This is a genomic window from Ligilactobacillus ubinensis (genome assembly GCF_024160875.1).
Lineage (GTDB): Bacteria > Bacillota > Bacilli > Lactobacillales > Lactobacillaceae > Ligilactobacillus > Ligilactobacillus ubinensis.
The window spans coordinates 39,948-65,249 of the sequence record NZ_JAIULA010000015.1 but is presented as its reverse complement, the minus strand read 5'-3'; the positions used below and the strand labels follow the sequence as shown (position 1 = coordinate 65,249).

Annotated in this window: 20 protein-coding genes; 4 read left to right on the top strand and 16 right to left on the bottom strand. The window is 33.4% G+C overall.

Annotated features, from left to right (window positions below; translation table 11 throughout):
* Positions 1-100 precede the first annotated feature (100 nt).
* From LB941_RS08205 to LB941_RS08195, 3 genes are all read right to left on the bottom strand, one after another.
* The gene (locus tag LB941_RS08205) at positions 101-514 is read right to left on the bottom strand and encodes a DUF3284 domain-containing protein (RefSeq protein ID WP_253361072.1); all 414 of its coding nucleotides are present in this window, start codon (positions 512-514) and stop codon (positions 101-103) included.
* Between the two features lie 159 nt (positions 515-673).
* Positions 674-1,933 carry a DEAD/DEAH box helicase gene (locus tag LB941_RS08200; RefSeq protein WP_253361070.1) on the bottom strand — a complete coding sequence of 420 codons (1,260 nt, stop codon included), beginning with the start codon at positions 1,931-1,933 and terminating at the stop codon, positions 674-676.
* A gap of 5 nt (positions 1,934-1,938) precedes the next feature.
* Entirely contained in the window at positions 1,939-2,961 is a 1,023-nt protein-coding gene (locus LB941_RS08195; RefSeq protein ID WP_253361068.1) for a Gfo/Idh/MocA family protein, read from the bottom strand.
* A 204-nt stretch (positions 2,962-3,165) separates the two neighbouring features.
* On the opposite strand from LB941_RS08195, the gene LB941_RS08190 reads away from it, so the two are divergent.
* Together LB941_RS08190 and LB941_RS08185 are read left to right on the top strand one after the other, a co-directional pair.
* Positions 3,166-3,537 (top strand): DUF4828 domain-containing protein, encoded by a 372-nt coding sequence (locus LB941_RS08190; RefSeq protein ID WP_253361066.1) that lies wholly within the window; start codon positions 3,166-3,168, stop codon positions 3,535-3,537.
* 142 nt (positions 3,538-3,679) lie between these two features.
* On the top strand, positions 3,680-4,432 hold the full coding sequence (locus tag LB941_RS08185; protein WP_253361064.1) for an epoxyqueuosine reductase QueH: 753 nt from the start codon (positions 3,680-3,682) through the stop codon (positions 4,430-4,432).
* A 142-nt stretch (positions 4,433-4,574) separates the two neighbouring features.
* Here the strand turns inward: LB941_RS08185 and LB941_RS08180 are convergent, their stop codons facing one another.
* Positions 4,575-5,351 carry a DUF4931 domain-containing protein gene (locus LB941_RS08180; protein WP_253361062.1) on the bottom strand — a complete coding sequence of 259 codons (777 nt, stop codon included), beginning with the start codon at positions 5,349-5,351 and terminating at the stop codon, positions 4,575-4,577.
* A 341-nt stretch (positions 5,352-5,692) separates the two neighbouring features.
* Here LB941_RS08180 and LB941_RS08175 point away from each other — a divergent pair, with 341 nt between their 5' ends.
* Entirely contained in the window at positions 5,693-7,282 is a 1,590-nt protein-coding gene (locus LB941_RS08175) for a potassium/proton antiporter (protein ID WP_253361060.1), read from the top strand.
* Between the two features lie 142 nt (positions 7,283-7,424).
* On the opposite strand, the gene LB941_RS08170 is transcribed toward LB941_RS08175, so the two are convergent.
* The 7 genes from LB941_RS08170 to LB941_RS08140 form a co-directional block, all read right to left on the bottom strand.
* Positions 7,425-9,251, bottom strand: coding sequence for an ABC transporter ATP-binding protein (locus tag LB941_RS08170; protein ID WP_253361058.1), 1,827 nt, complete (start codon positions 9,249-9,251; stop codon positions 7,425-7,427).
* Positions 9,251-10,981: an ABC transporter ATP-binding protein gene (locus LB941_RS08165; RefSeq protein ID WP_253361056.1), complete on the bottom strand. Its 1,731-nt coding sequence runs from the start codon at positions 10,979-10,981 to the stop codon at positions 9,251-9,253. Before LB941_RS08165 ends, LB941_RS08170 begins: the two co-directional genes overlap by 1 nt.
* A 20-nt stretch (positions 10,982-11,001) precedes the next feature.
* The gene (locus LB941_RS08160; protein ID WP_253361054.1) at positions 11,002-11,640 is read right to left on the bottom strand and encodes a TetR/AcrR family transcriptional regulator; all 639 of its coding nucleotides are present in this window, start codon (positions 11,638-11,640) and stop codon (positions 11,002-11,004) included.
* Between the two features lie 18 nt (positions 11,641-11,658).
* Positions 11,659-13,650: an ABC transporter ATP-binding protein/permease gene (locus LB941_RS08155; protein WP_253361052.1), complete on the bottom strand. Its 1,992-nt coding sequence runs from the start codon at positions 13,648-13,650 to the stop codon at positions 11,659-11,661.
* 260 nt (positions 13,651-13,910) lie between these two features.
* Positions 13,911-14,681 (bottom strand): TIGR02452 family protein, encoded by a 771-nt coding sequence (locus tag LB941_RS08150; RefSeq protein WP_253361050.1) that lies wholly within the window; start codon positions 14,679-14,681, stop codon positions 13,911-13,913.
* A 1-nt stretch (position 14,682) separates the two neighbouring features.
* Positions 14,683-15,222, bottom strand: a complete 540-nt coding sequence (locus LB941_RS08145; protein ID WP_253361049.1) for a dihydrofolate reductase family protein — start codon at positions 15,220-15,222, stop codon at positions 14,683-14,685.
* 234 nt (positions 15,223-15,456) lie between these two features.
* A complete protein-coding gene (locus LB941_RS08140) occupies positions 15,457-16,767 on the bottom strand; it encodes an NCS2 family permease (RefSeq protein ID WP_253361048.1) in 1,311 nt (436 codons plus the stop codon).
* 320 nt (positions 16,768-17,087) lie between these two features.
* Here LB941_RS08140 and LB941_RS08135 point away from each other — a divergent pair, with 320 nt between their 5' ends.
* Positions 17,088-19,469 carry an ATP-dependent DNA helicase gene (locus tag LB941_RS08135; RefSeq protein WP_253361047.1) on the top strand — a complete coding sequence of 794 codons (2,382 nt, stop codon included), beginning with the start codon at positions 17,088-17,090 and terminating at the stop codon, positions 19,467-19,469.
* A gap of 33 nt (positions 19,470-19,502) precedes the next feature.
* On the opposite strand, the gene LB941_RS08130 is transcribed toward LB941_RS08135, so the two are convergent.
* From LB941_RS08130 to pyrG, 5 genes are all read right to left on the bottom strand, one after another.
* Entirely contained in the window at positions 19,503-19,748 is a 246-nt protein-coding gene (locus LB941_RS08130) for a type B 50S ribosomal protein L31 (RefSeq protein ID WP_253361046.1), read from the bottom strand.
* Positions 19,749-19,862: 114 nt separating this feature from the next.
* The gene (gene rho / locus LB941_RS08125; protein WP_253361045.1) at positions 19,863-21,356 is read right to left on the bottom strand and encodes a transcription termination factor Rho; all 1,494 of its coding nucleotides are present in this window, start codon (positions 21,354-21,356) and stop codon (positions 19,863-19,865) included.
* Between the two features lie 17 nt (positions 21,357-21,373).
* Positions 21,374-22,654: a UDP-N-acetylglucosamine 1-carboxyvinyltransferase gene (murA, locus tag LB941_RS08120; protein ID WP_253361044.1), complete on the bottom strand. Its 1,281-nt coding sequence runs from the start codon at positions 22,652-22,654 to the stop codon at positions 21,374-21,376.
* Positions 22,655-23,237: 583 nt separating this feature from the next.
* Positions 23,238-23,453: an LBP_cg2779 family protein gene (locus tag LB941_RS08115; RefSeq protein ID WP_253361043.1), complete on the bottom strand. Its 216-nt coding sequence runs from the start codon at positions 23,451-23,453 to the stop codon at positions 23,238-23,240.
* A 75-nt stretch (positions 23,454-23,528) separates the two neighbouring features.
* Positions 23,529-25,127 (bottom strand): CTP synthase, encoded by a 1,599-nt coding sequence (gene pyrG, locus LB941_RS08110; protein WP_253361041.1) that lies wholly within the window; start codon positions 25,125-25,127, stop codon positions 23,529-23,531.
* Positions 25,128-25,302 lie beyond the last annotated feature (175 nt).

Sequence of the window (25,302 nt, the reverse complement as noted above, 5' to 3'; positions counted from 1 at the left end):
GTCTACCGAATTTCGGCAGACAGTCGTCAAAATAATTTTATTATATTTCATTGTTCACTTGACGGGGAGCCCAGCAGTCTCATGACCCAAACTCCTTTTTCTAATACCCTATTTCTAATTTTTTCAAGATTTTCTTTATATTATAACTCTTTAACCAACCTAAAAAGGTATCTCCAAAATATTGTTTTACCCTATTTAAAATATTCTTTTCAACTTTTTCTGTTGTATAAGCAAGTTCTACCTGATTTTCAGTCAGTTTTCTCAAGCTATATTCTTGGATAACTTGTCTGTCTGGAAATTCCACCATATACCGATATATTTTATTAGGAATAACATCCATAATAGTGATGCGTGCAGGTAATTTTGTTTTGTCTCCTGTACTATAAGTTACACCGGCGAGTTCAGTAGTGCCAATCTGATGTCCTAACTTATCACTGACATCATCAATTGCAGTTTGAATCAATCTTTGGTATAAAAATTCCACTGAAACATTTAGTTTTGTTTTTACTTTCATAGCTTATCACTTCCATCAACTATTATTAACTAGATTTTACATTAAACTTTAAGCTAAAGAAAGTAAAGCGTCTTACAACCTTATTTACCTTTTATTAAAATATTCTAGTCATATTCATGTAACTCTATATAGCAACAATAGATAACGTTATTGCATCGATTAATCTTTTATCCTTCTTTTCCCTTTATTTTTTTGATCACGTTTACGATTCTTTTTTCGCTTCACTACTGGTTGTTCTGGTATTTTTTCTCTTACTTGCTTTTTAACTTTATTTTTAGGCTTACTTCTACCTTTATCACTTGGCTTATCTTCTGGAATCTCGGTAACTATCTGACTATTATAAAGATACCCTGTCACAAAATCATAGCTTTCTTGCCGAATAATTTGTTTAAACAAACGTAAATCATGTTCATTACCAATATTAACAACCTTCCCAGTTGCACCCATTCTCCCGGTTCTTCCAACTCGGTGAATATAAGTATTCGTATCATGCGGTAAATCATAATTCACTACTGCTGGTAATTCTTTAATATCTAAACCACGTGCTGCAACATCAGTTGTTAGCAACAATGATATTTCACGTTTACGCAATGCGTTTAAGGCTTGTTGTCGTTGTATTTGTCTTGCATCGCTAGTTAATTCAGCAATTTTTACATGCTGATGTTTCAATTTATCTGCTACATCTTTTAAAGTTGCAGTTTGTTTAAAAAAGACTAATGCGCAAAAATCATCAACATGCGATAAGCGTCGTAAAATATCGACCCGTTTACGTACAGGTGTTTCAATTAGATAGTGCATTACCTGTCCTTGTGTATGATCCTCTTTTCGTACATCAATTTCTTCAACATTAACACCAAACCAACGATGTAACTGATCTAAAATTGGCGTTTTGGTTGCTGAGAAAAAGCTTAATTGTACATCTGCTGGAGCGCAACTAACTAAATTACGGCAATCCTCTCTGGTTTCGTCTTGTTGTAATAATTCGTCTGCTTCATCAATAACTACAGTTGTTAATGTATGCAATTTTAGTTTTTTATCATTAGCTAAATTCAACAAGCGTCCTGGTGTTCCAATTACAATTTCTGGTCGTTTTTTTAGTTTTTCAACTTGACGTTTTACATTTGCACCGCCAATTACAGAAATTGTTGTCATTCCCAATAATTTACTCCACGGTCTAATTACATCTGTTAATTGTGCTGCTAATTCTTGTGAAGGTGCTATTACTAATAGTTGTACACCATCACCTGGTAATAGTCGTTCTAATAATGGCCATGTATAAGCTAATGTCTTTCCAGATCCAGTGGGTGCCAACCCTAAAATATTTTTTCCTTGCATCAATGGTTCGTATACAGCTTTTTGAATTGGTGCTAATTGCGTAAAGCCTTCTTTTTTAAACTGTTCTTCAAAATTTTTATTCATTAAAGTTACCCTTCTAAGTCTTGATTTCGCACTTCACCATCAAAATATAAATTACAACTTTGTCTTAATAAATACATTACTTTATTGACTTCAATTGTTTGTGCTAACCACTCTTCAGCTTTTTGTTTATTATCTAAAGAAGTTGGATTAGTTAAAATCTCACCAAAATCTTTTGCTTCAGCTAAAAGCTCGTTTTCCTCACTTTGTGTTGCTAAAATTTCTGTTCTTCCATCAGCTAAAATCTGCTTAACCTCATGTAAATCTGCTGCGCTATCTATCATAATTGTTTCTTTCAATCCATATATTTCACTATCTAAATAGGAATTAGATGTTTTACCTATATTCAAAGTAACGCTAAATTTTGAGTACTCCAAAATAGCAATTCCTTTTGCATCAATGCCATTTTCTAAATACGTTGGAAAATATGTTGCCTTCAGTGGCACACCAAACCAACCAACAGCTGCATGAACCAGATAAACACCTAAATCTTGTAGTGCCCCACCAGCAAAATGAGGTGAAAAAATATTAGGTCTTTCTCCTGCTAAGAATGCATCGTAACGAGAAGAATACTTCATATATGTTAGCGTTGCTCCTTGTATATCTGGCAAAGATTGCACCGCCTTTTTTACAACCAAATAATTAGTATCGTGTATGTTGCGCGCCGCTTCAAAAAAATATTGTTGTGGCCTTCTTCGTAATAGTGACACAATTTCTTTCATCTGCTCTGGATTAGTACAAGCTGGCTTTTCAACAATCACATTCTTGCCTGCTAATATAGCTGCCTTAGCTTGCTCAAAATGCATACTATTAGGAGAGGCAATATACACCGTATCATATGTACCTTCATTAAAAAAAGCATCACTCTCATCAAAAAATTCTGTTACATGTGGATACTTTTTTCCAAATGTCTGTGCTTTTTCTAAAGTTCTAGAATAAACACTAGTTAATTGCCATAGACCTGTTTGTTCAGCTGCTTCGACATAACGTTGTGTAATCCAATTCGTTCCTATGACCCCTAATTTTATCATGTTCCTACCTCCGTTACTATCTAATACTACTTTTATTTTAACAAAGTTTTGTTACAACAGATACATAATTGCCTCTTTAAGTAACAAAAATATGTCAATAAAAATAAATTTTAAGTCTTTTAGTTTACTCATCTAGTTTCGTGGTATATTATAGTTATCGAAATATAAAAAATAATTTTTATTCTATTAAAAGAGGGGTTATAGATGAAGCGCAAGGGCGGTATTATAGCAGGTTTATCCATTTTGGCAGGAATAAATAAGGCACTCCATTCTCATAAACAAGGAAATGCTAAAAAAACTGCTCTCCCCCTCATTTATGCAGGTACATGGTTATTTACTGATGGAGAAAGCCAGCATACCCATGAATTAGAAATAACTGTCGGCTTAGACATCTTAATTGATGGCCGTGCATTAACAGGAAAGATTGAACACTTAGACGATCGTGAACTCCTTTTCTTAGATAAATATGGTTATCATTTGCGCGTTGATGCAATTGAAAACTGTCCTGTTAGTGTCTACGATGAAGCAGACAACCGGATATACAAATTAAAAAGCTTAGAAAGCAACAATACTTAATCGGTTTAAAGTGAGATAAAAGGTAAATGATTTTTTATGTAAACCTTTTATCTCATCTTTTTGCCATTGAACATTGTTTGATAACCAATTATAGATTTCTATTTCAAAAGAACCCTTAGTTTATTTACAGGAGCGAGATAAAGTGATTGATTTACATGAAATTGTTGACAAAATGAATCCTAATCAAAAAATAAATTATGATACCGTTTTACAGAAAATGATGCAGTCATGGCAGCAACAAAAGCAACGTCCTAAAATTTTGATGCATAGCTGTTGTGCCCCATGTAGTACATATACCCTTGAATATTTAACGCAGTATGCTGATGTGACTATCTACTATGCAAATTCTAATATCCATCCACGAGCCGAATATCAACGTAGAGAATATGTCCAAAGAAAGTTCATTCATGACTTTAATGAAAAAACTGGTAATACTGTGACATTCATTGCTGCGCCTTATAAACCTCAAGAATATTTTGAAAAAGTCCGTGGACTAGAGCATGAAAAAGAAGGCGGTGCGCGGTGTAAAGTTTGTTTTGATTATCGCCTTGAAACAGTTGCCCAAAAAGCCGTTGAACTTAATTTCGATTATTTTGGCAGTACTTTGACCATTAGCCCCCATAAAAACTCCCAAGTTATCAATTCAGTGGGTATTGACGTCCAAAACATTTACACTACTCAATATTTACCAAGTGATTTCAAAAAAAATGGTGGCTATGCTCGTTCTGTTGAAATGTGTCATGAATATGATGTGTATCGTCAATGTTATTGTGGCTGTATTTTTGCTGCAAAGGCTCAAGGCGTTAATATGAGTCAAATTCGCCAAGATGCACTTAAATTCTTAGAAAATAAGGATACTAAACATGATTTTCCTGAAATCCGTTGGAACATCTAAAACTTAATTCATATATAATGCTCGAAAAAGTCTGGATTTTTGGCTCATATCCCAAAAGTTAAAGTGAAAACTACTTAGCTTTTGGAATATTAAGCCACTTTTTCCAGACTCTTTTTATTATTACTAGCAATAGTTGCTAAACTCATATTGCAATTGAAGATTTACCATTCATTTTTGTCAATAATTCTGTACTTATTTCACGTAATCTCACATCATCATTAACCTGTGCTAGTCCATAACCTAAATAATATGGTGAAACTACAAATCGAGGAATTATTTTACAAATTATTTTACCGTCCAACAAATAAAAGAATAGATTGTATGAATCACATTTACCATGAAAATAATCTTGTAAAACGTACTCTACAACCGATTTAACCCCATCAGCAAGAGAATTAACATCTGTTGTATCAACAATTACATTAAATTCGCAAAAGCCAACTAATGGATTTTGTGAAATGTTTATTTCAAATTGTTTAGTTTGCGCTACTTGTATCCCCTTAAAATTTTCCCACTGTATTTGTTTATATGGCTCATTATCTTCTAAGCCTACAATTTGCATGTGCGGATGCCGCAAACTCCCACCTGATAACGGTCCATGATTCTTATACATCAACACATTTTTGTATTTTTTCAAAGCAATCATTTCAAACCATTTTGAAACAGCAAAAGAAAAAATCTTCCTATTTTCCAATACCGAATAATTTGAAATATCACCTAAATGTTTTTTAGATTCAATAATCAAAGTTTGTTCTGTTTTTTGTAATGTTGCATATTTATTTGTTAACCAAATACAATCTTCTTTGGTCGCAATAATATTTTCCAAACCTTCCCGTTCACAAAAAGGACAACTTTGTTTATTTGTAGGTTTTTTACTTGCTACTTGTGGATTAAATACTAACGGTTTTTCTCCAAACATTCTGCTAAGCCTCCAACTAAAAATTTATGAAATATGATACTTCTTTTGTCCATCATCCTTACTATACAATCTTGCCATTTCTAAAGTTAAAATACCAACTGTAACTTCATTTTATCTCAAAACAGATGACCTAGTTTTCTAGATGTTCTTTACTACTCCCACTTTCTGGACGATTTTATGTTAATATTATCATATAGTTATTTATTTTTATAATGTAATGATGCTTATTTTCATCAATTTCCAATATAAAAAATTTTTTTAATACTTATTACTTTATAGCAACCACCCATTAATGATATGCTTTTTATAGAAGAAGTTGATTTTAGGAAGGAAGATTCAAAATGACAATTAGTATACTTCTAGGTGCAACAGTAATTTTACTGTGTATACTAGCTGAAAAGTTTTCAGGCCAGTTTGGAATGCCTGCCTTAATTTTATTTATGTTTGTGGGTATTCTTTTCGGTAGTGACGGAATAATCAAAATACCTTTTAGTAACTATACACTGGCTGAAGAAATTTGTTCAATTGCTTTATTATTCATCATGTTTTATGGTGGCTTTAATACTAAATGGAAAGCTGCTAAAAATAGTGCCGGCAAAGCTTTATTACTGTCTACAGTTGGTGTTTTAATCACTGCCGGAATTACTGCAGTTTTATGCATGTTTCTTTTAAAATTTAGTCTGCTAGAATCCTTGTTAATTGGTGCTGTCTTGTCTTCAACAGATGCTGCTAGTGTTTTTGCTATTTTACGTAAACAAAAGCTAAATTTAAAAGATGGAACTGCTTCGCTACTTGAATTAGAAAGTGCTAGCAATGATCCTTTTGCGTATCTTTTGACAGTCGTCATTGTTAGTTTACTTAAGGCAGAAAAATCTGTAAACATTCCACTCCAAGTCTTTATGCAATTAAGTGTTGGTGTAGTTGCAGCAATTATCTTTGCCTGGATTGCTGTTTATCTATTACTTAAGACTAAAATTATTGCCGAAGGACTTGATACCATTTTTTTAATTGCCATTATGCTTATGTGCTATGCTTTTACTGAATTATGCGGTGGCAATATTTATCTTAGTGTTTATCTACTGGGACTAATCATTGGTAATAGTAAGATTAAAAATAAGAATATTATCATTCCATTTCTAGACGGTGTAACTTCTTTAGCTCAAATCCTAATTTTCTTTTTGTTGGGTTTATTAACATTCCCACACAAAATGATAAGTGTTATTCCAATCGCAATTGCAATTGCGCTATTTGTAACTGTTATTGCTAGACCAATTGCTGTTTTCCTACTTCTTCGCCCATTCAAAAGTAGTATTCAGCAATGTCTTCTTATCTCTTGGTCTGGGCTTAGAGGGGCTGCTTCCAGTGTCTTTGCGATTTTTGTTTTAGTCAGCGGCGTCACACTTCACTATGACCTATTTCATATTGTATTTTTAGTTTCCTTATTCTCTGTCGCTATTCAAGGTACATTCTTGCCCTTGGTTGCACAAAAACTCGCTATGATTGATAAAGACAGTGATGTCAGAAAAACATTTAACGACTATCAAGAAGAATCCGCAATTACATTAATGCGCATGTTTATCCCTAAGGGACATAGTTGGGTTAATAAGCAAATTAAAGATGTTAATTTACCTGCTGGATCGCTAGCTATTATGATTAAACGCAATCATAATACCATTATTACAAAAGGTGATACCAAAATACTAGCTGGGGATATTATCATCTTGAATGTTCCTGCATATGAGCCAAAAGAAGATGAGGCTTTGGAAGAAATTCACATAGATAAAAGCCATAATTGGCGCAACAAACCCATTGCTAACTTAAATCTTCCACAAGATATGCTGATTGCTTTAATCATTCGGGGCGATGAAAATCTTATTCCTGATGGTAATACCGTTATTCAAGAAAATGACGTTGTCGTTACTTATCACTAAACTATTTTTTTGAATGACAAAAAGGTTCCAATCAGAATTGTGATAACAACTGAAGTGCCCCATAACTGTTAGATATAAAACCTAACAGTTATGGGGCACTTCACATTTCTGATTGAAACTTTTTTATTTTCTTACAAGCATTTTAATGAGCAAACTGGCTATTATATAAATCTGCATAAAAACCATCTTGCTTCATCAAATTATCATGATTTCCTGTTTCAACAATAGCTCCATGATCCATCACAATAATATCATCTGCGTCACGAATCGTTGAAAGTCTGTGTGCAACAACAAAACTTGTTCTACCTTTCAACAAGTCTTCCATAGCCCGTTGAATTAAAATTTCTGTTCGTGTATCAACTGAACTAGTTGCTTCATCTAAGATTAAAATATCTGGATCAGCTAAAAAGGCTCGTGCAATCGTCAAAAGTTGGCGTTGACCTTGCGAAATGTTTGTTGCATCTTCATTTAATATTGTTTGATACCCATCTGGTAATTGTCTAACAAAAGTATCTACATGGGCCGCTTTTGCAGCAGCTATTATCTCTTCTTTAGTTGCATTCTCACGCCCATATTTAATATTATCATAAATCGTACCGGTAAATAACCATGTATCTTGTAAGACCATCGAAAAATGCTCACGTAATTTTTCACGCGACAACGAGCGAACATCATCACCATTTAATCGAATTGCGCCCTCTTTTATGTCGTAAAAACGTTCTAACAGATTAATTAACGTTGTCTTACCTGCTCCAGTTGGGCCAACAATGGCTATCTTTTGCCCTTCATGAATCTTCATATTGAAATCTTTCATCAGCAACTCATCACCATAGCCAAATTTTACATGATCAAATGCTATTTTGAAATCCTGTAACTTTTGCTCGGCAGGTAGTGCATCCGGTTGTGTCATCTCAGGTTCATCTAAAACATTAAAAATACGTTCAGCTGAGGCAACTGTTGCTTGAATTGTGTTAGCAATATTAGCGATTTGCGTAATTGGCTGGGTAAATTGATTAACATATTGTAAAAATGCTTGCACGTTACCTAAAGTTATCTGTCCTTTAGAGACTTGAATACCACCTACAACAGCAACCAAAATGTAACCAATATTTTTAACTAAATTCATTAATGGCATAATAAAACCAGAGATAAACTGTGCTTTCCATGAACTCTTATAATAACGCTTGTTTTCTTCTTCAAATTCAGTTATTGTTTTTTCTTCTTTGTTAAATGTTTTAACAATGGTATGTCCTGCATAATTTTCTTCAACATGGTTATTAATTATTCCTAAGCTTTTTTGCTGCTCTGCAAAAAAACGCTGTGATTTCGGCGCGACAATAGCTACAACAATTAATCCTAAAGGAATTGTAATACATGCAATTAGCGTTAATTTCCAACTAATGCTGAGCATCATAAAGAAAACACCTACAAAAGTAACTATACTTGTTACTAACTGCGTTAAGCTTTGTTGTAAAGTCCCAGCAATATTATCCATGTCATTGATAGCGCGTGACATAATATCACCATTTTCATGTGTATCATAATAACTTATCGGTAGACGCTGCATCTTTGCTTTTAACTCTTTACGTAATTTGTAAACAATCTTTTGTGATACTCTTGCCATAATTATCTGCTGTATAAATGATAGCATCGCCGAAACAATATACATAATTGCAACCGTAATTAGAATATTTTTGATTTTGGTAAAATCAATCGGATAACTTGTTAAATGCTGGCCTAACTTAATTTCTTGATATCCTTTGATTATCCCATCATAAATTACAGTTGTTGCTTTTCCTAATATTTTAGGTGCTTTGATTTGGAAGATAACTGAACCAATTGCAAAAATGAAAACAATTATGAAACTCCATTTCCATGGATTCATAAATTTTATTAGACGATTTAATGTTTTCCAAAAATTCTTTGCTCCTTTTTGTTTCTTACCAACATTATGTCCATGTGGCCCCATTAGATATCCTCCTCTCTTAATTGCGAATGCATGATTTCTTGATATGTTTCATTGTTAGCTTTCAGTTCTTCATGGTTGCCAATTCCTACCACTTTTCCTTCATCTAATACAATAATTTTATCAGCTTGCGTAACTGTCGAAATCCTTTGTGCAACAATAACAACTATCGCTTGATTAATATCCTTGTCTGCTTTTAGCGCCATTCTTAATTTAGCATCGGTTTTAAAATCCAGTGCAGAAAATGAATCATCGAAAACATAGATCGAAGCTCTTTTTACAACTGCACGCGCAATTGCCAATCGTTGTTTTTGACCGCCAGAAAAATTATCACCATTTTGTTCAACAACAGCATCTAATCCATCTGCTAATTGACTTACAAAATCTTTTGCTTGTGCAATTTCTAATGCACGCCAAATCTCTTCATCAGTTGCATTTTCTTTTCCAAATTGAATATTACTTCGAATTGTTCCTTTAAACAAAATTGCCTTTTGCTGTACAAAAGCAATCTTTTTATGCAAACTACTCTCTTTTAAATCACGAACATCCTGGTTATCAACTTTAACAGCTCCTGTGTCAACATCAAACAAACGAGGAATCAAGTTAATAAGTGTAGACTTTCCTGAGCCTGTTCCACCAATAATAGCAAGGGTTTGTCCAGCTTTCATTGAAAAATTAACGTTATCCAAAACACGTTCTTCTGCTCCCACATAACGAAATGAAACATTGTCATATTCTAATGAAGCAGGTACATCTTCAACAGCTTCAATTGCATTTTCTTTTTCAACAATTGAATTTTCTGTTTCTAAGACTTCAATAATACGAACAGCTGCTGCTTGGGCCCGTGGAACAAATACAAAAATCATGGATAACATCATAAAGCTAAAGAGAACCATTGCAGCATATGTCATAAATGAAACAAGATTGCCCACTTGCATATTCATATTTGCAATTAGTTTGCCACCAAACCATACAATTCCAATGTAAGTTCCGTTTAGAACAAGTGTCATAATTGGCATCATCACTGAAACGATACTAAAAACTTTAATCCCTGTTTTTGTATAATCTTTATTTGCATTATCAAATCGCTTCTGTTCAAATTCATCTTGTCGAAAAGCTCTAATAACCCGTACGCCAGTTAACCCTTCTCTAAAAACTAAGTTGATTTTATCAATTTGCTTTTGCAATTTTTGAAATAGTGGGACTGCCATGCCCATAACAATAGCAATCGCAATTAAAAGTAATGGAACTGATACTGCAAAAACAGTAGTTAAACTGCGCTCACTTGTATAGGCCATAAAGCTTGCCCCAATCAACATTAATGGTGATTGAATCATCATTCTTAACATCATAATAATAACATTTTGAATTTGCAAAACGTCATTGGTCGTTCTTGTTATTAACGAAGAAGCACCTAAATCATCAATTTCCTTATTACTGAAGCCTAAAACCTTTTTAAAAATATCACTACGCAACCTCATTCCCATTTTTTGAGCCTGTGTTGCAGCAAAATAAACATTGCAAATTGCAGCTGCTAATCCAATCAATGCAATTATTATCATTTGGGCACCAATGTGCCAGATATAGTCGGTATCTCCTTTGGCCACTCCATTATCGATTAATTTCGATGTTAAATTAGGCAAGTATAAATCACACATTACTTGTATGCCTAGAAAAACTGTGGCCGCTACAACTGCCCACCAGTCGAGCTTTTTTTTCATTAAACGTAGCAAAACACCAACTCCTTTCTAAATTATTTGGCAACTCCATACTGAAGCCAATCTATCATTTTATTATAGTTTGCTTCCAATTCTTGTAAATTAACATGACCTTGTGCTTTTTGCATCATTAATCCACTTGAAACGGTTCTAAATATCCCGCCTGAAAGAAGCATCATATTAAGCATTTTGAATTCATCATATGAATCTATCTTTAACGACTTTAAATCTACTTTCGCAAAGATTTTTTCATTAAACAGATCATCATGCGGATGATTGCCATTTTCGTCTCTATGTTTATATTTACGAAACAACTCAAAATCATGAGCTTCCATCATTCTGGCATAAAAGACTGCGTTTTCGCCGACAAACACTTCATTTAGGATATCTTTGATAAACAAACGAAGCGTTTTAAAATAGTCACCTTTGTTATCTTCCAACAATTTTAGAAGATACTCGTTATAATCTAAACCAATTTTTTTTGTATAATACATATATAAGTCTGCTTTATCTTCAAAGTATTGATAAAAACTTCCACGTGGGATTTGCGCACGTGCAATTATATGACTAATTGAAGACTCATTAAAACTATATTGACGAAATTCAATCGCTGCAGATTCCATTAATCTTTTTCTTTTGGACTCCGTGAGATTGAAAAAAGTCTGTTTAGGCATACTTATTCTCCTTTCCAATTATTCTTTACGCAATGAATCTACTGGATCTAACTTAGATGCACTGTTAGCTGGCATTAATCCTGCTAACATACTAATAATAATACTTAAAAGCATTCCGATAATTGCATATTTAGGTGTCAAAGCTACTACATTAATACTAAATAGCGATTGTGAAAAATGATTTGCAATTAAGCTTAGAATATAGGTTACTGCATCACCCAGAGCCCCTGCGCTAAATCCAATTAAAAAGGCTTCAGATACAAATATTCTACGAATATCTTTTCTACGAGCACCAAGTGCCTTTAAAACGCCAATTTCTTTTGTTCTTTCTACTACAGAGATATTTAAAACAACCAAAATCATAATCGCAGAAACAACTAGGGATACAGCAGCAATTGCAGTTAATACATCTGTAATGATACTTAACATATCACTAAACATATCTGTCATCGTTTCTTGAATTGAGCCGGTATAACCCATTTTTTTAACTTTTGTTTTAACTTTAGCTGTTTGTTCTTTATCTTTAGTTGTTAAATATATTACGTTTGCTTTAAGCGTAGCCCCATTTTCTTTATAGAGTTTTTGCAGGTCTGTATAGCGGGCAAAAACTGTTGCCGACGAACTATTGGAAGATTGTGAATATGTTCCTGCAACTTTAAAACTTTTACTAATCTGTTTTGAGTTAACGGTCATCGTTAGGGTCACTGTTTTGCCGACAATATTTTTTCCTAATGTATCTGCCGTTCCTGTGTCAAGCAAGATTTCATTTTTCCCAGGCCTATGTCCTCTAGTTATATTCGACTTTGTAACACTTGAAGACATCGTTTGAAGCTGAATAATACTTGCTGATTTTTTATTATATGTTACCGATGTCGTTCCTAAAGAAATTGTACTAAAACCTTTTTGGACCTTATCAACATATTTTAGCTTTGCAAGCTTACTAATCTCCTTTTTAGTAAAAGTACTATCGCTACCTGTACCTGTTAAAGATGACAACACATTTTGATTTGCTTGTGCCTGTGTTGAAGAATCCCCAGTTGCTTTAGCAGACATATTACTATTTTTAGTCGTAGAGGATTTATGCACTTCTGTTACCTTGGGATTAGTATATGAATTCATCGTATTTTTCACATAACTCGTTACACCTTTACCAAGAGATAACATTAATACAACAGACATAATTCCTATACTTGAGCCAAGTGCTACCAATGCATTGCGTCCAAATTTTGCTTTCATATTTAGAACAGCTAATCTAAAAGCATTTAATACACTCATATTTTTAATTTGGAAATTATCATTAGTTTTTTTACTTAAAAATTGTACTTGCTCTTGCTCAACATCGTCTAATAACTTTCCATTATCAATTCGAATTACACGACTACAATGACTTGCTACTCGTTCTGAATGAGTTACCATTAAAACTAATTTACCACTTTTAGCAATGTCTTTAATCATATCCAAAACAATTGTTGTCGTTTCTGCATCTAGCGCTCCAGTTGGTTCATCTGCAATAATCATATCAGGATCATTTATCAACGCACGTGCGATTGCTACTCTTTGCTTTTGACCACCAGAAATTTCATCAGGTGTTTTATAGATATGTTCTCCCAAACCCACCTGTTCAAGTAACTGCTTAGCTCTTTTTTCTCGTTCCTTTTGATCAATATTGGAAAGAGTCATTGCTAAAGCTACATTGTCTAACAAATTCAAATGTGGAATTAAATTGAAGTTTTGAAAGATAAAGCCTATGCTTTTTTTATGATAGTCAACTAGTTCTTGTGTTGAGTATTTGGCTAAGTTCTTACCTTCATAAATAATCTCACCACCAAAATCTGAATCCAGTCCGCCAATTGTATTCATTAAAGTTGACTTCCCGCTTCCAGATTCCCCAACGATTGCAACTAATTCTCCTGCATTAAAGGATGCACTAATTCCTCTTAAGGCTTGGAATGTTCCACCACCCGCCATTTTGTAAGTCTTAGTTACATTTCTCAGTTCTAAAACTGTCATATGTTTTCTCCTTCTAATTTTGATTTTTAACCCAATATGACATATTGTCATATGACACATTGTCATATTACTCTTATGTCTATTCATTGTCAACTTAATTGACATAAATAATTACAAAGTTTATCTATCTTTAAAATATCAAATCAATCTTAACTCATTTAATAATTTGCCACAGTGAATTAAAATATTAGCAGTGCTTATGACTAAAAAATATTGGAACGAAATTTAGCAATTGCACTTTGTCTCGTTCCAATATCTATTTATTTAAATGTTTTTTTAAATGCTTGATAAGCTTTGGAGTTATCCAAAATATCAAAATAAATTTCCAAAAATGAATCCTTAAATTCATCACGTTGTAGAACTTCTTTAAAAACCTTTGCTACCATTTGCGGATCATTGCCAAAAACACCACATCCAAATGCACCTAAAATTAAATATCTAATCGCGTTTTGTTTAAATACTCTCAATGTATAGATAACTTTTTTCAGAATATCTTCTTCAATTCGTTTTTCGTCCAACTGTAAATGTTGCCGTTTCATCTCAGCAACATTAGGCGCTGCAACACTAGCAAAATCAACAAACCTCACATCTGCAAAGAAATTATTTTCATGTTCATCACGAATAACTTTTACATTATGAGCATAAATAACTGATGGACTATAGAAATAATAATTATTATCTTGTATGTTCTTTATATAGTACTCTTTTTTATATTTACACAATTCCGGGTATAAAAAACTATTTCGACAAATTGCTTCTTCTTGAGCATCAATTCCTTGCAAGAATCCTCCACCGGGTTCTATTGGACTTGCAAAATTCATACAACCGATATGTAGTTTCTTATTAAATTGATGAATGCGATATAACAAATTTTCATTTTTAACAAAAATAGCCGTATCATTATGCGTATCACCTAGCGTTTCATCAGGTTCAATTGTTATCAATTCCGATGACTGTGGCAAATTATTCATCTCAATTTGATATAAATTCATCGCCTTATGACCTAGCTGTTGTCGCTGTTCATTTGTCATCTTATACACTTCTTTTCCATGTAGAATACGTCAATTCACCATACTTTTGTACATCACTTAATTCAACTCTAGGTGCCGGTAATTCTGTATTAAATAGTGGTATTCCTTCATTTAATACCAATGGTAACGTTATAAGATGGATTTCATCAGCCAAATTATGACTGGTAACTTCGTTAATAACTTGATATCCACCAATAATCCAGATATTAGCGCTACTTTTCTTTTTTAATATCTCAATAACTTGCTCTACACTTCTATTAAAACAATACACACATCTTTCTGTTTCATTCAACCTTAGTGGATTATGTGTTAAAACGGCTATTTTGCAACCTTCTTGAACATACTTCAGTAATTTTTCTCTATATATTTCAAATGTTTTACGACCTAATAAAATCCACTCACTTTGAGCTGGTTTTCTAAGCTCGATTCCTGCAGGCTGACATATAAAAAAATTTTCTTCTAAAATTGCACTATTTCCTTGTGATGTAGCAATAAATCCATCTAAACTAACCAATGCTGAAATTATTACTTTTTTCGACATTTTATTTTCACCTTATTATTTTTTTCTAATCATATTGTATCAATAATTGCTTATTTTGTATACATATAACTGTTTTCAAATAACTTAATTTTCTCAATATTATTTTTTTTGTTAACCTATTTTTAATAAAATAGTTAATTAGATTGTGAATTTCATAGATACTAAAAAAACTCGCCTCCTATTATTTATCGGAGACAAGTTCTAGTAGCTTTATACTTTTATATTATAGATTGTTTATCCTCGACTCAATACCCAGAAAAAGCCGATAAAAATAAAGAATAGCACATACATCAAAATAGGCACTTCTTTTCCACGTTTTGCTGCAACCATTGTAATTGGGTACATAATTACACCTAAAGCTAATCCATCAGCAATACTATATGTTAATGGCATAGTTGCAATAATAATAAATGCAGGAATAGCAATTTCGAGTTTGTTCCAATCAATATGTGCCATATTTTGTGCCATTAAAACACCAACTATGATCAATGCAGGTGCTGTAACTTGAGTAGTAACAACCGCTAATAATGGTGAAAAGAATAATCCAAAAATGAATAAAACTCCGGTTGTAACTGCTGTTAATCCTGACCGTCCACCTACAGCAATACCTGCAGAAGATTCTACATAAGCACCTACAGGTGATGTTCCAAGTAATGTACCACATAACATAGCGGTTGAGTCTGAAATCAAAGCCTGACCAATTCGTGGGATTTTATTATCCTTAACAAAACCTGCTTGCGTACATAAACCTACTAATGTACCAGCCGTATCAAAAAAGGCAACCAACAAAAAGGTTAGCACGACAACCATCATCTGAAAACTATTAATATCACCTACATGTTTTAAAGCAACTAAAAATGTTGGTTTCAAACTTGGCGCAGTAGATACAAATGCAGTTGGTACAGAAATTAATTTCGTAAAAATACCAAAAATTGTTGCTAAAACCATCCCGATAAAAATTGCACCTGGAACACGTAATACCATTAAAATAGCAATTGCAACTAATCCAAATATTGTAATCCAAACTTTACCAGAAAAACTGCCTAAACTAACAAGTGTAGAACTATTTTTAACAATAATCCCTCCATCTTGCAATCCTATAAAAGCAATAAACATTCCAATTCCCGCAGATATAGCATACTTCAAATCTTGTGGAATTGAATCAATAATAATCTCACGTAATTTAAAAATCGTAATTAAAATAAAGATAACAGCTGCGACAAATGCTCCTGCTAATGCTGTTTGCCAGGGAATTTTCATGCCAATACATACAGAGTATGCAAAGAATGCATTAATTCCTAAACTAGGTGCTGTTGCAATTGGATAGCGAGCAACTATTCCCATTAAAATACAACCAATAGCACTAGAAATTGCCGTAGCTGTAAAAACAGCACCTTTATCCATTCCAGCATCACCTAAAACACTCGGATTAACGAACAAAATATAGCACATTGAAATAAATGTTGTGAAACCTGCTAAAATTTCACGTTTAGCATTAGTTCCTAGTTTTTCAAAATCAAAATATGATGAAATTGCGTTTTTCAAAATATCTTCTCCTCTTTTTACGAACAATAGCTGTTCATCTTTCTATAATAGTAGCACTTTATTACTATAACTCATCTTTAAATGTATGTAAATACTTAAATTGCAATTCATTAACGTTCGCTTTTAGCTAAAGTGCTTTAGTTATCATATGTATTGTTTATAAAGCTAAAATTGTCTAAATTTAATTTTTACTACGCTATAACAACATTTTTACCCATCTGTTAAATCCGAACATTATTCCTTTTATAATAAAATTTGCTTTCATTAACTATAAAGTATAATCTATAATAATGAACAAATTATCAAAGGAGTAGAAACCTATGCCAACAATTGGAGTACGTGAATTAGTAGAATTCATTTTAAAAACTGGTGACTTAATTTCTGTTGGCATCGGTACCAGTCGACAAAAAACAGCCCTTTTGGGAACCCATATTCATCAAAGGATTCAAAAAAAATGGTCAACTGCAACTGAAAAAGAAGTATCTCTTAAATATCCGATATTACTTGCAAACAGAAATTTTACAATTCAGGGACGCGCTGATGGATTACATAAAACTAATAATATTTATGATGAAATTCGTGAAATTAAAACATCTAGCCTTGCATTTTCAGAGCTTACATCTAACACACTTACGTTATATTGGGCACAAGCAAAAATCTATTCGCATATTCTAATGACACAAGAAAACTTATCTTCTCTATCACTAAAGCTTATTTACGTTCAAACAACTACTATGGAAACCACAGAAAAAGAATTACTGATTACCAAAGAACAAGCAGCTACTTTTTTTGACAGTGTTATTTCTGAATATGAAAAATGGATAACTTTAAAAGAAAAACTTCATACTGAGCAAACAACATCCATTAAGCATTTATCTTTCCCATTTAAATCTTATCGTCGTAATCAGCATGAACTTGCAGTTAATGTCTATAAGGCTATTTTATTGAAAAAAAGACTATTTGTTGAAGCACCTACTGGCACTGGAAAAACAATTTCTACCCTTTTTCCTACCATAAAAGCCTTAGGGCAAGATAAAATTGCTCGTATTTTTTATCTAACTGCTAAACAAAGCACTCGTAAGGTGGCTGAAGATGCACTACAATTAATGTCTCAAAAAAAATTAGTTTTACGTAGCATTACATTAACAGCTAAAGAGCAGATAACTTTTCCTGAAGAAATTGATATTCCAGACGAAGAGAATCCTTACTTATTAGGTTACTATGACCGTATTCGTCCTGCGCTAAAGGATATTTTAGAACACGAAACACAAATTACTAAAGAAATAGTTTGCAACTATGCACGTAAGCATACAGTTGATCCGTTTGAATTTTCATTGGATATCAGTCTTTTTTGTGCCGTTATTATTTGCGACTATAACTATTTATTTGATCCCCTTGTTTATTTACAAAGATTTTTTACTGAAGAAGATTCAAATAACTGTTTTTTAATAGATGAAGCACATAACTTGGTTGAGCGTTCACGTTCAATGTATACAAAAGAAATTGATTCACAAACATTATCATCACTAGAACTAACTTTAAATAAAAAAAAGACGCACTATCAATCGCTCTTAAAACATTTGAAAAACATTTCTGATTGTTTAAATGACATTAAGCAACCCTTAATTGACTATCAACAAAAATATGTAATTTTTTCAGAACAACTATCTAACTTAAACAAGTATTTACATAAGTTTTGTGATTATACACAAGAATGGATGCGAAGCCATACTCAAGATCCTAATATAAAAGAAATTTTAGATTTTTTCTTTATTTGTTACAGTTATCTCAAAATTAGTGATTTCTATGATGAAACCTTTCGCACTAAAGTAGACTTACTACCCAACAATCAAATTAAAGTTAAGATTTTTTGCTTAAATCCAAGTTCTTTCATTGATAAAAGTTTAAAACTTGCTGGCTCAGCAATATTATTTTCTGCCACTCTTTCCCCTCTTTCTTATTACCAAGAAATTCTGGGAGGTCTAACAAAAAGTGTGGGTTATCAACTTGATTCACCTTTTAGCCAAAAAAAGCTGGGTTTATTTATTACTGCTAATGTTCAAACCACATACCACAAACGTACGCAAAGTTTACAGGATGTTTTAGCCAGCATCTATACCATGATTTCTGCGAAAACGGGAAACTATCTCATTTTTATGCCATCCTATAGTTATCTTGAACAAATTGTTGAAGGATTTAATAAAGCATACCCTTTAACAAATATTCTAGTCCAATCAAGTAGTATGGATGCTATACAACGAGATTCTTTCTTAAAAGAATTCAAATCCAATAATACTCAAACCTTAGTTGGTTTTGCTGTTCTTGGCGGTATTTTTTCTGAAGGTATTGATTTAAAGGGTAATCGTTTAAGTGGAGTTGCAGTTGTGAGTGTTGGTTTGCCGGGAATATCACCTGAAAATGATGCATTAAAGGATTATTTTAACGCCCAATCAAAAAATGGATTTGAATATGCATATAAATTACCCGGTTTAAACAATATATTTCAAGCCGCTGGACGTGTAATTCGCTCAACTACTGACTGTGGAGTTGTCTTATTAATTGATAGCCGTTTTGCAACGCTGAATTATCAAAAATATTATCCACCTCACTGGTCACATGGGATTATCTTATATAATCAGGAACAGTTAAAAGAAAGCCTAGCTATATTTTGGAAAACTACAAAAACACAAAAAAAAGATTGACGTAAATTATACGCCAATCTTTTTTTGTAACATTTAGTTTGTAAAACCATATTTCTTGTTGAAACGATCCACACGACCATCGGCTTGTGTAAACTTTTGACGGCCTGTATAGAAAGGATGTGAGTCACTTGAAATTTCAACACGAATCAATGGATAAGTGTTACCTTCAAATTCAACTGTTTCACTAGAGTTTTTTGTAGAACCAGATAAAAACTTGTAGCCTGTAGCTGAGTCCATAAAAACAACTTCATGATATTCTGGATGGATTCCTTGTTTCATTATAAAATTCGCTCCTTTGCCCTGATTCATTTGCTGAGTCAGAGTTATTTTCTGTATATTACAACAGATAACATCATATCATGAAATACAAAGCAAAGCAATCAAAAATTATAATTATTTAGATTGCTGACTAAAGTGACTTTCCAAAATATTTTGGCGAAATTTAGCATTTGTTTTAGACTTTTTTAACATCGCTAACACTTTTCGCGTATTCTGTGTCAAATCAATATTTCGGTTAAATGATCCCTCTCGTTTATCATAAGACTTCCCCAATGTATCACGCAATTGCCAAATTGCTTTTAAGGTTGGCGATGAGAGTAATAATTCTTCTTTGCGTGTTCCCGAAACCTTAAGATCAATCGCTGGGAAAATACGACGTTCAGCTAACTCTCTGTCTAATTTAATTTCTTGATTACCAGTTCCCTTAAATTCTTCAAAAATAACATCATCCATCCTGCTACCAGTATCGACCAAAGCCGTCGCAATTATTGTCAAGCTACCGCCTTCTTCTACATTTCTAGCAGCACCAAAAAAACGTTTGGGTTTATACAGTGCTGCAGGATCAACTCCACCAGATAATGTGCGTCCACTAGGTCTTTCAGTAAGATTGGCTGCACGAGCTAGTCTAGTAATTGAATCCATTAAAATTACAACATCTTCTTTTTCTTCAACCAAACGTTTTGCTCGTTCTAGTACAAAATCAGCAACACGCACATGATTTTCTGGTCTTTGATCAAAGGTAGAATACACAACTTCACCATTAATCGTACGTTCTAGCTCAGTTACTTCTTCAGGACGTTCGTCAATTAACAGCATAATAAGTTTTGTTTCCGGATAATTTTTTGTAATTCCTTGAGCTATCTCTTTTAATAATGTTGTTTTCCCAGCTTTTGGCGGTGCTACTACTAGACTACGCTGCCCAAAACCAATTGGTGCAAACAAATCAATAACTCTAGTCGATAACCGCGCCTGCGTCGTTGTTAATTTAATTAATTTATCTGGATAAATCGCAGTTAATCCATTAAATGGTGGTCGATGCCGAGCCTCTTCTGGTCTTTTACCATTAACCGTGTCAATCCACAGCAATGCACCACTTTTATCGCCCTTTTTCGCTGGACGTGCAATTCCTGCAACTAAATCACCTTGTCGCAACCCTAATCGTAACTGTGAATAAGAAACATATAAATCTTCCCGTGAAGGACCATAGTTTACCAATCTTAAAAAACCAAAGGGATCTTTATCCTTTGTCCGGACAATCTCTAAGACTCCTTCTACAAAGTAACGTCCCTCTTCATCTGATTGCGCTTGAGCTACAGCGATAATAAGTTCCTGTTTACTCATGTCAGAACCGTCAATATTATATCTTTCAGCCTCATGATATAATTCTTGCAGTGGCTTGTTTTGAAGTTCTGCTATTACTATTTTTCTTGCTTCTGTAATCGCTTTTCTTTCTGCAGCAGATAAACCTACTCCATCCAGTGTTTCACCTTGATTATCAAACGTTCGAATACTCTTTCGTTTATTTGGGAGAGTTCTGGTGGCTTGTTTTCGTGTCTGATTAATCTTTTTATTATCGTCACTTTTACTTATCTTCGGTTTTTCTGTCATAGAAAGACTCCTCTGTTTTATCTACTAACATCTGCTGACTCTGTAATTACCTGTAAATTAACAGACAAATTTCTAAATTTTTCAACAATCCGATCATATCCACGTAAAATATGATCAGCATGTTCTATTACTGTTGTTCCATCAGCCATTAATGCTAGTCCTAAAAGAGAAACACCTGCTCGTATCTCGCTGGCATTCACAGTTGCACCTTTCAAGTTAGTTGAATGTGAGATAGTTATTATCCCATCTTTACTTGATATTCTTCCACCCATTCGTTGCATCTCTGGAATATGTTTAATTCTTTCTGGATATAATGTATCAATAATCGTTGACCTTCCATTTGCTTGCATCAATAAAGGTGTTAATGGTTGTTGTAAATCTGTTGCAAACCCTGGAAAAGGTGCTGTTTTTACAGTGATTGGTGCCAAAAGATCACCACCAGGAACATAAATTTTATCCTCATCTATCTGCAAATGAACACCCATTTCTTGCATTTTTGCAATAAATGGATCCAAGTGTTCAGGAATGACATTTTTTATCCAAACACCATTCCCATTTGCAGCAGCAAATGCTAAATAAGTTCCTGCTTCAATTCGATCAGGTATAATTGTATGTGTGTTTTTGGCACGCAAACAGTCGACCCCCTGAATTCGAATAACATCGGTTCCCGCACCACGAATGTGAGCGCCCATGTTATTCAAAAAAGTTGCTAAATCAACAATTTCAGGTTCTTTAGCTGCATTTTCTATTATGGTTGTTCCCTTAGCCTTTACTGCTGCAAGTAAAACATTGATTGTCGCACCAACTGAAACTAAATCAAAAAAGATTCGAGCACCTTGTAAACCGTCAGGGCCTGTCGTTATATGAACAGCATTCTTTTTTTCTTCTACAGATGCCCCTAGTGCCTTAAATCCCTTAATATGCTGATCAATTGGCCTTGGTCCGATATTATCGCCACCGGGAAAACCAACCATTGCCTCACCAAAGCGCCCCAAAAGCGCGCCCATAAAATAATAAGAAGCTCTTAAACTACGAATCGTATTCCCAGGTAATGGTGCTGCTTTAATATTTGTTGGATCAATCTCTAATTCCCCATGATTAAAATGGGAAGTAACATTTAACGAATTTAATATTAACATTAAGTTATGAACATCTAAAATATCTGGAACTGTGTCAAATTTAACTGGTGTATCTGCTAAAATTGCTGCTGGTATTAATGCAACTGTGCTATTTTTGGCACCACCAATTGTTACTTCACCAGACAATTTTTGTCCACCTTTTACAATCATTTTTTTCATTTTCAAATTAATCCTCGCTCATTAATAAAAACTTATAAATAAATTATTATCTATTTTAATGTGCTTACTTATTCACTATCACATCAGCTTCAGTATGCACTAAGTACAAAAAAGTACCTCTTCTAATCTTACAAGATAGTTGGCTGTGTTTCAATGGCTATTAGATTAGATTTTCATTTTTTTAGTATTTTCTCCATATTTTTCATTAAATCCCTTTAAAGTTTAATCATTTCCATTAAAAAAATTTAATTTTTGTATAAAAAGTTAGTCTATTTAATTATCTGTTGGATTATAAACTAATCTTTAGCTAATAAGTGCTACCCTATTTTTTCTAATAGTTAGTTTCAGTAGACACCAAAAAAGTCTGGAAAAAGTTTCCAGACTTTTTACATTTCAACATACTTGTTGCCAAACTGTGTGTCAAAAGACTGCTAGTTGTACTTAACGTCATAATCAAAACAATGCAAGTCTCGAATTATTCGGTTTACAACGTTAGCATTCTCTACCTTTTAGCTAATCGTCTTTTGTATCACTTTCATTTTCGTGCTAATTATCCTCATTTACCTTATTCGAATTATTATCATTATTCTTCTAGTGAACTCTGATTTTCAGCATTAAATGTCTCATTTAACATTTCTATTTCTTCTTCAGTTGGAGTTGCATACATTGCTTTTAACGCATGCACTTTTTCGACTGATAATCGACTTAACAAAGCAAAATCTGTATCATTCAAACGATGTTCTTTTTCAAATTCAACAATTTTTTGTGCCAATTCGTTCAATTGACTAATTTCTTTCATAACAGTAAGTCCTCCTAGATAAACTAATATAATGATACCACGCAATTTAGAAAAAACATAATTTTCAATAATAGATTACTTCTTAGCACTTGCATCTATGAAAGCCTGGAATAATCCTTCAGGTCGTTGTGGACGTGACAAGAATTCTGGATGATATTGTGCTGCAATAAAGAATTTATGATCAGTTAATTCGATTACTTCTACTAAACGATTATCTGGTGATGTTCCTGCAAACACCATCCCTTGCTCTGATAAAATATCGCGATATTTATTATTGAATTCATAACGATGACGATGGCGTTCTTGGATAACATCTTGGTTCTTATATGCAGTAGCAGTATGCGTACCTGGACGTAATTTACATGGATACAAGCCCAAGCGTTGCGTGCCACCCATATTTTGAACATCGGTTTGATCAGCCATTAAGTCAATAATATTATTCTTGCAATGAGCATCAACTTCTGTCGTATTACAATCCTCTAAGCCGACAACATCTCGTGCATATTCAATACATGCCATTTGCATGCCAAGACAGATGCCTAAAAATGGAACATTGTTCTCACGTGCATAACGAATTGATTGAATCATCCCTTCTAGACCTCGATCTCCAAAGCCGCCTGGTACAATAATTCCATCATACTCTGCTAATGTTTGTGCAACATTATCTTCAGTTACCTTTTCAGAATCAATATACGTAATTTCAACCTTTGCATTAATTTGATACCCAGCATGCTTCAATGCTTCGTTTACGGAAATATATGCATCTTGTAAATTAACATATTTACCAACTAACGCAATATTAACTTGACCAGCTAATGTCTTTACACGATTGCGCAATTCAACCCATGTTGTCATATCTGCTTGTGGTGTTTCTAAGTTTAATTTTCTGCAAACAATTTCATCCATTTTTTGTGTTTGTAAATTCAATGGAATCTGGTATAACGTATCCACATCCATTGATTCAATTACTGCTTCAGGTTCTACATCGCAAAAACTAGCTATTTTATTACGCATACTTTGTGAAATTGGTTCTTCGGTTCTAACAACCAAAATATTCGGCTGAATTCCCAATCCACGTAATTCTTTAACACTATGTTGTGTTGGCTTTGTTTTCATCTCTCCGGCAGCCTTTAGATATGGAACTAATGTCGTATGAATATAAATAACATTGTCGCTACCAACTTCTGACTTCATCTGACGTAGCGCTTCTAAGAATGGTAATGACTCAATATCGCCAACTGTCCCACCAACTTCAGTTATAACAACATCTGCATCAGTCACGCTGCCTGCACGCATGATTTTTTCTTTAATCATATTTGTAATATGCGGAATTACTTGAACAGTAGCACCTAAATAATCACCACGCCGCTCTTTTTTTAGCACTTCTGAATAAATCTTTCCAGTTGTTACGTTAGAATATTTATTTAGATTAATGTCAATAAAACGTTCATAGTGGCCAAGATCAAGGTCAGTTTCGGTTCCATCATCAGTTACAAATACTTCTCCATGTTGATAAGGACTCATTGTTCCTGGATCTACATTAATATATGGATCAAATTTTTGAATTGTGATTTTCAAACCACGATTTTTTAACAAACGACCTAATGATGCTGCTACAATTCCTTTTCCAAGTGAGGAAACAACACCGCCTGTTACAAAAATATATTTGGTCATTATGACTTCTCCTTTAAATTGTTTTATCGTCGGGATCGCATTTGACTAACAAAAATAACAAGCTCCCTATTCAGTCTAATTAGAATAGAGAGCTTGTCTTGCCGTACGCTTGTCTTCACTAACCAAAATTAGTGAAGCGCCCATAAAGAATTCTACATAATTATTAGATGGTCGT

Bases quoted from the DNA above. Each gene is read 5' to 3' on its own strand.
- LB941_RS08205 (WP_253361072.1), bottom strand. From the start codon at position 514: ATGAAAGTAAAAACAAAACTAAATGTTTCAGTGGAATTTTTATACCAA.
- LB941_RS08200 (WP_253361070.1), bottom strand. From the start codon at position 1,933: ATGAATAAAAATTTTGAAGAACAGTTTAAAAAAGAAGGCTTTACGCAA.
- LB941_RS08195 (WP_253361068.1), bottom strand. From the start codon at position 2,961: ATGATAAAATTAGGGGTCATAGGAACGAATTGGATTACACAACGTTAT.
- LB941_RS08190 (WP_253361066.1), top strand. From the start codon at position 3,166: ATGAAGCGCAAGGGCGGTATTATAGCAGGTTTATCCATTTTGGCAGGA.
- LB941_RS08180 (WP_253361062.1), bottom strand. From the start codon at position 5,351: ATGTTTGGAGAAAAACCGTTAGTATTTAATCCACAAGTAGCAAGTAAA.
- LB941_RS08175 (WP_253361060.1), top strand. From the start codon at position 5,693: ATGACAATTAGTATACTTCTAGGTGCAACAGTAATTTTACTGTGTATA.
- LB941_RS08170 (WP_253361058.1), bottom strand. From the start codon at position 9,251: ATGGGGCCACATGGACATAATGTTGGTAAGAAACAAAAAGGAGCAAAG.
- LB941_RS08160 (WP_253361054.1), bottom strand. From the start codon at position 11,640: ATGCCTAAACAGACTTTTTTCAATCTCACGGAGTCCAAAAGAAAAAGA.
- LB941_RS08155 (WP_253361052.1), bottom strand. From the start codon at position 13,650: ATGACAGTTTTAGAACTGAGAAATGTAACTAAGACTTACAAAATGGCG.
- LB941_RS08150 (WP_253361050.1), bottom strand. From the start codon at position 14,681: ATGACAAATGAACAGCGACAACAGCTAGGTCATAAGGCGATGAATTTA.
- LB941_RS08145 (WP_253361049.1), bottom strand. From the start codon at position 15,222: ATGTCGAAAAAAGTAATAATTTCAGCATTGGTTAGTTTAGATGGATTT.
- LB941_RS08135 (WP_253361047.1), top strand. From the start codon at position 17,088: ATGCCAACAATTGGAGTACGTGAATTAGTAGAATTCATTTTAAAAACT.
- LB941_RS08130 (WP_253361046.1), bottom strand. From the start codon at position 19,748: ATGAAACAAGGAATCCATCCAGAATATCATGAAGTTGTTTTTATGGAC.
- rho (WP_253361045.1), bottom strand. From the start codon at position 21,356: ATGACAGAAAAACCGAAGATAAGTAAAAGTGACGATAATAAAAAGATT.
- murA (WP_253361044.1), bottom strand. From the start codon at position 22,654: ATGAAAAAAATGATTGTAAAAGGTGGACAAAAATTGTCTGGTGAAGTA.
- LB941_RS08115 (WP_253361043.1), bottom strand. From the start codon at position 23,453: ATGAAAGAAATTAGTCAATTGAACGAATTGGCACAAAAAATTGTTGAA.
- pyrG (WP_253361041.1), bottom strand. From the start codon at position 25,127: ATGACCAAATATATTTTTGTAACAGGCGGTGTTGTTTCCTCACTTGGA.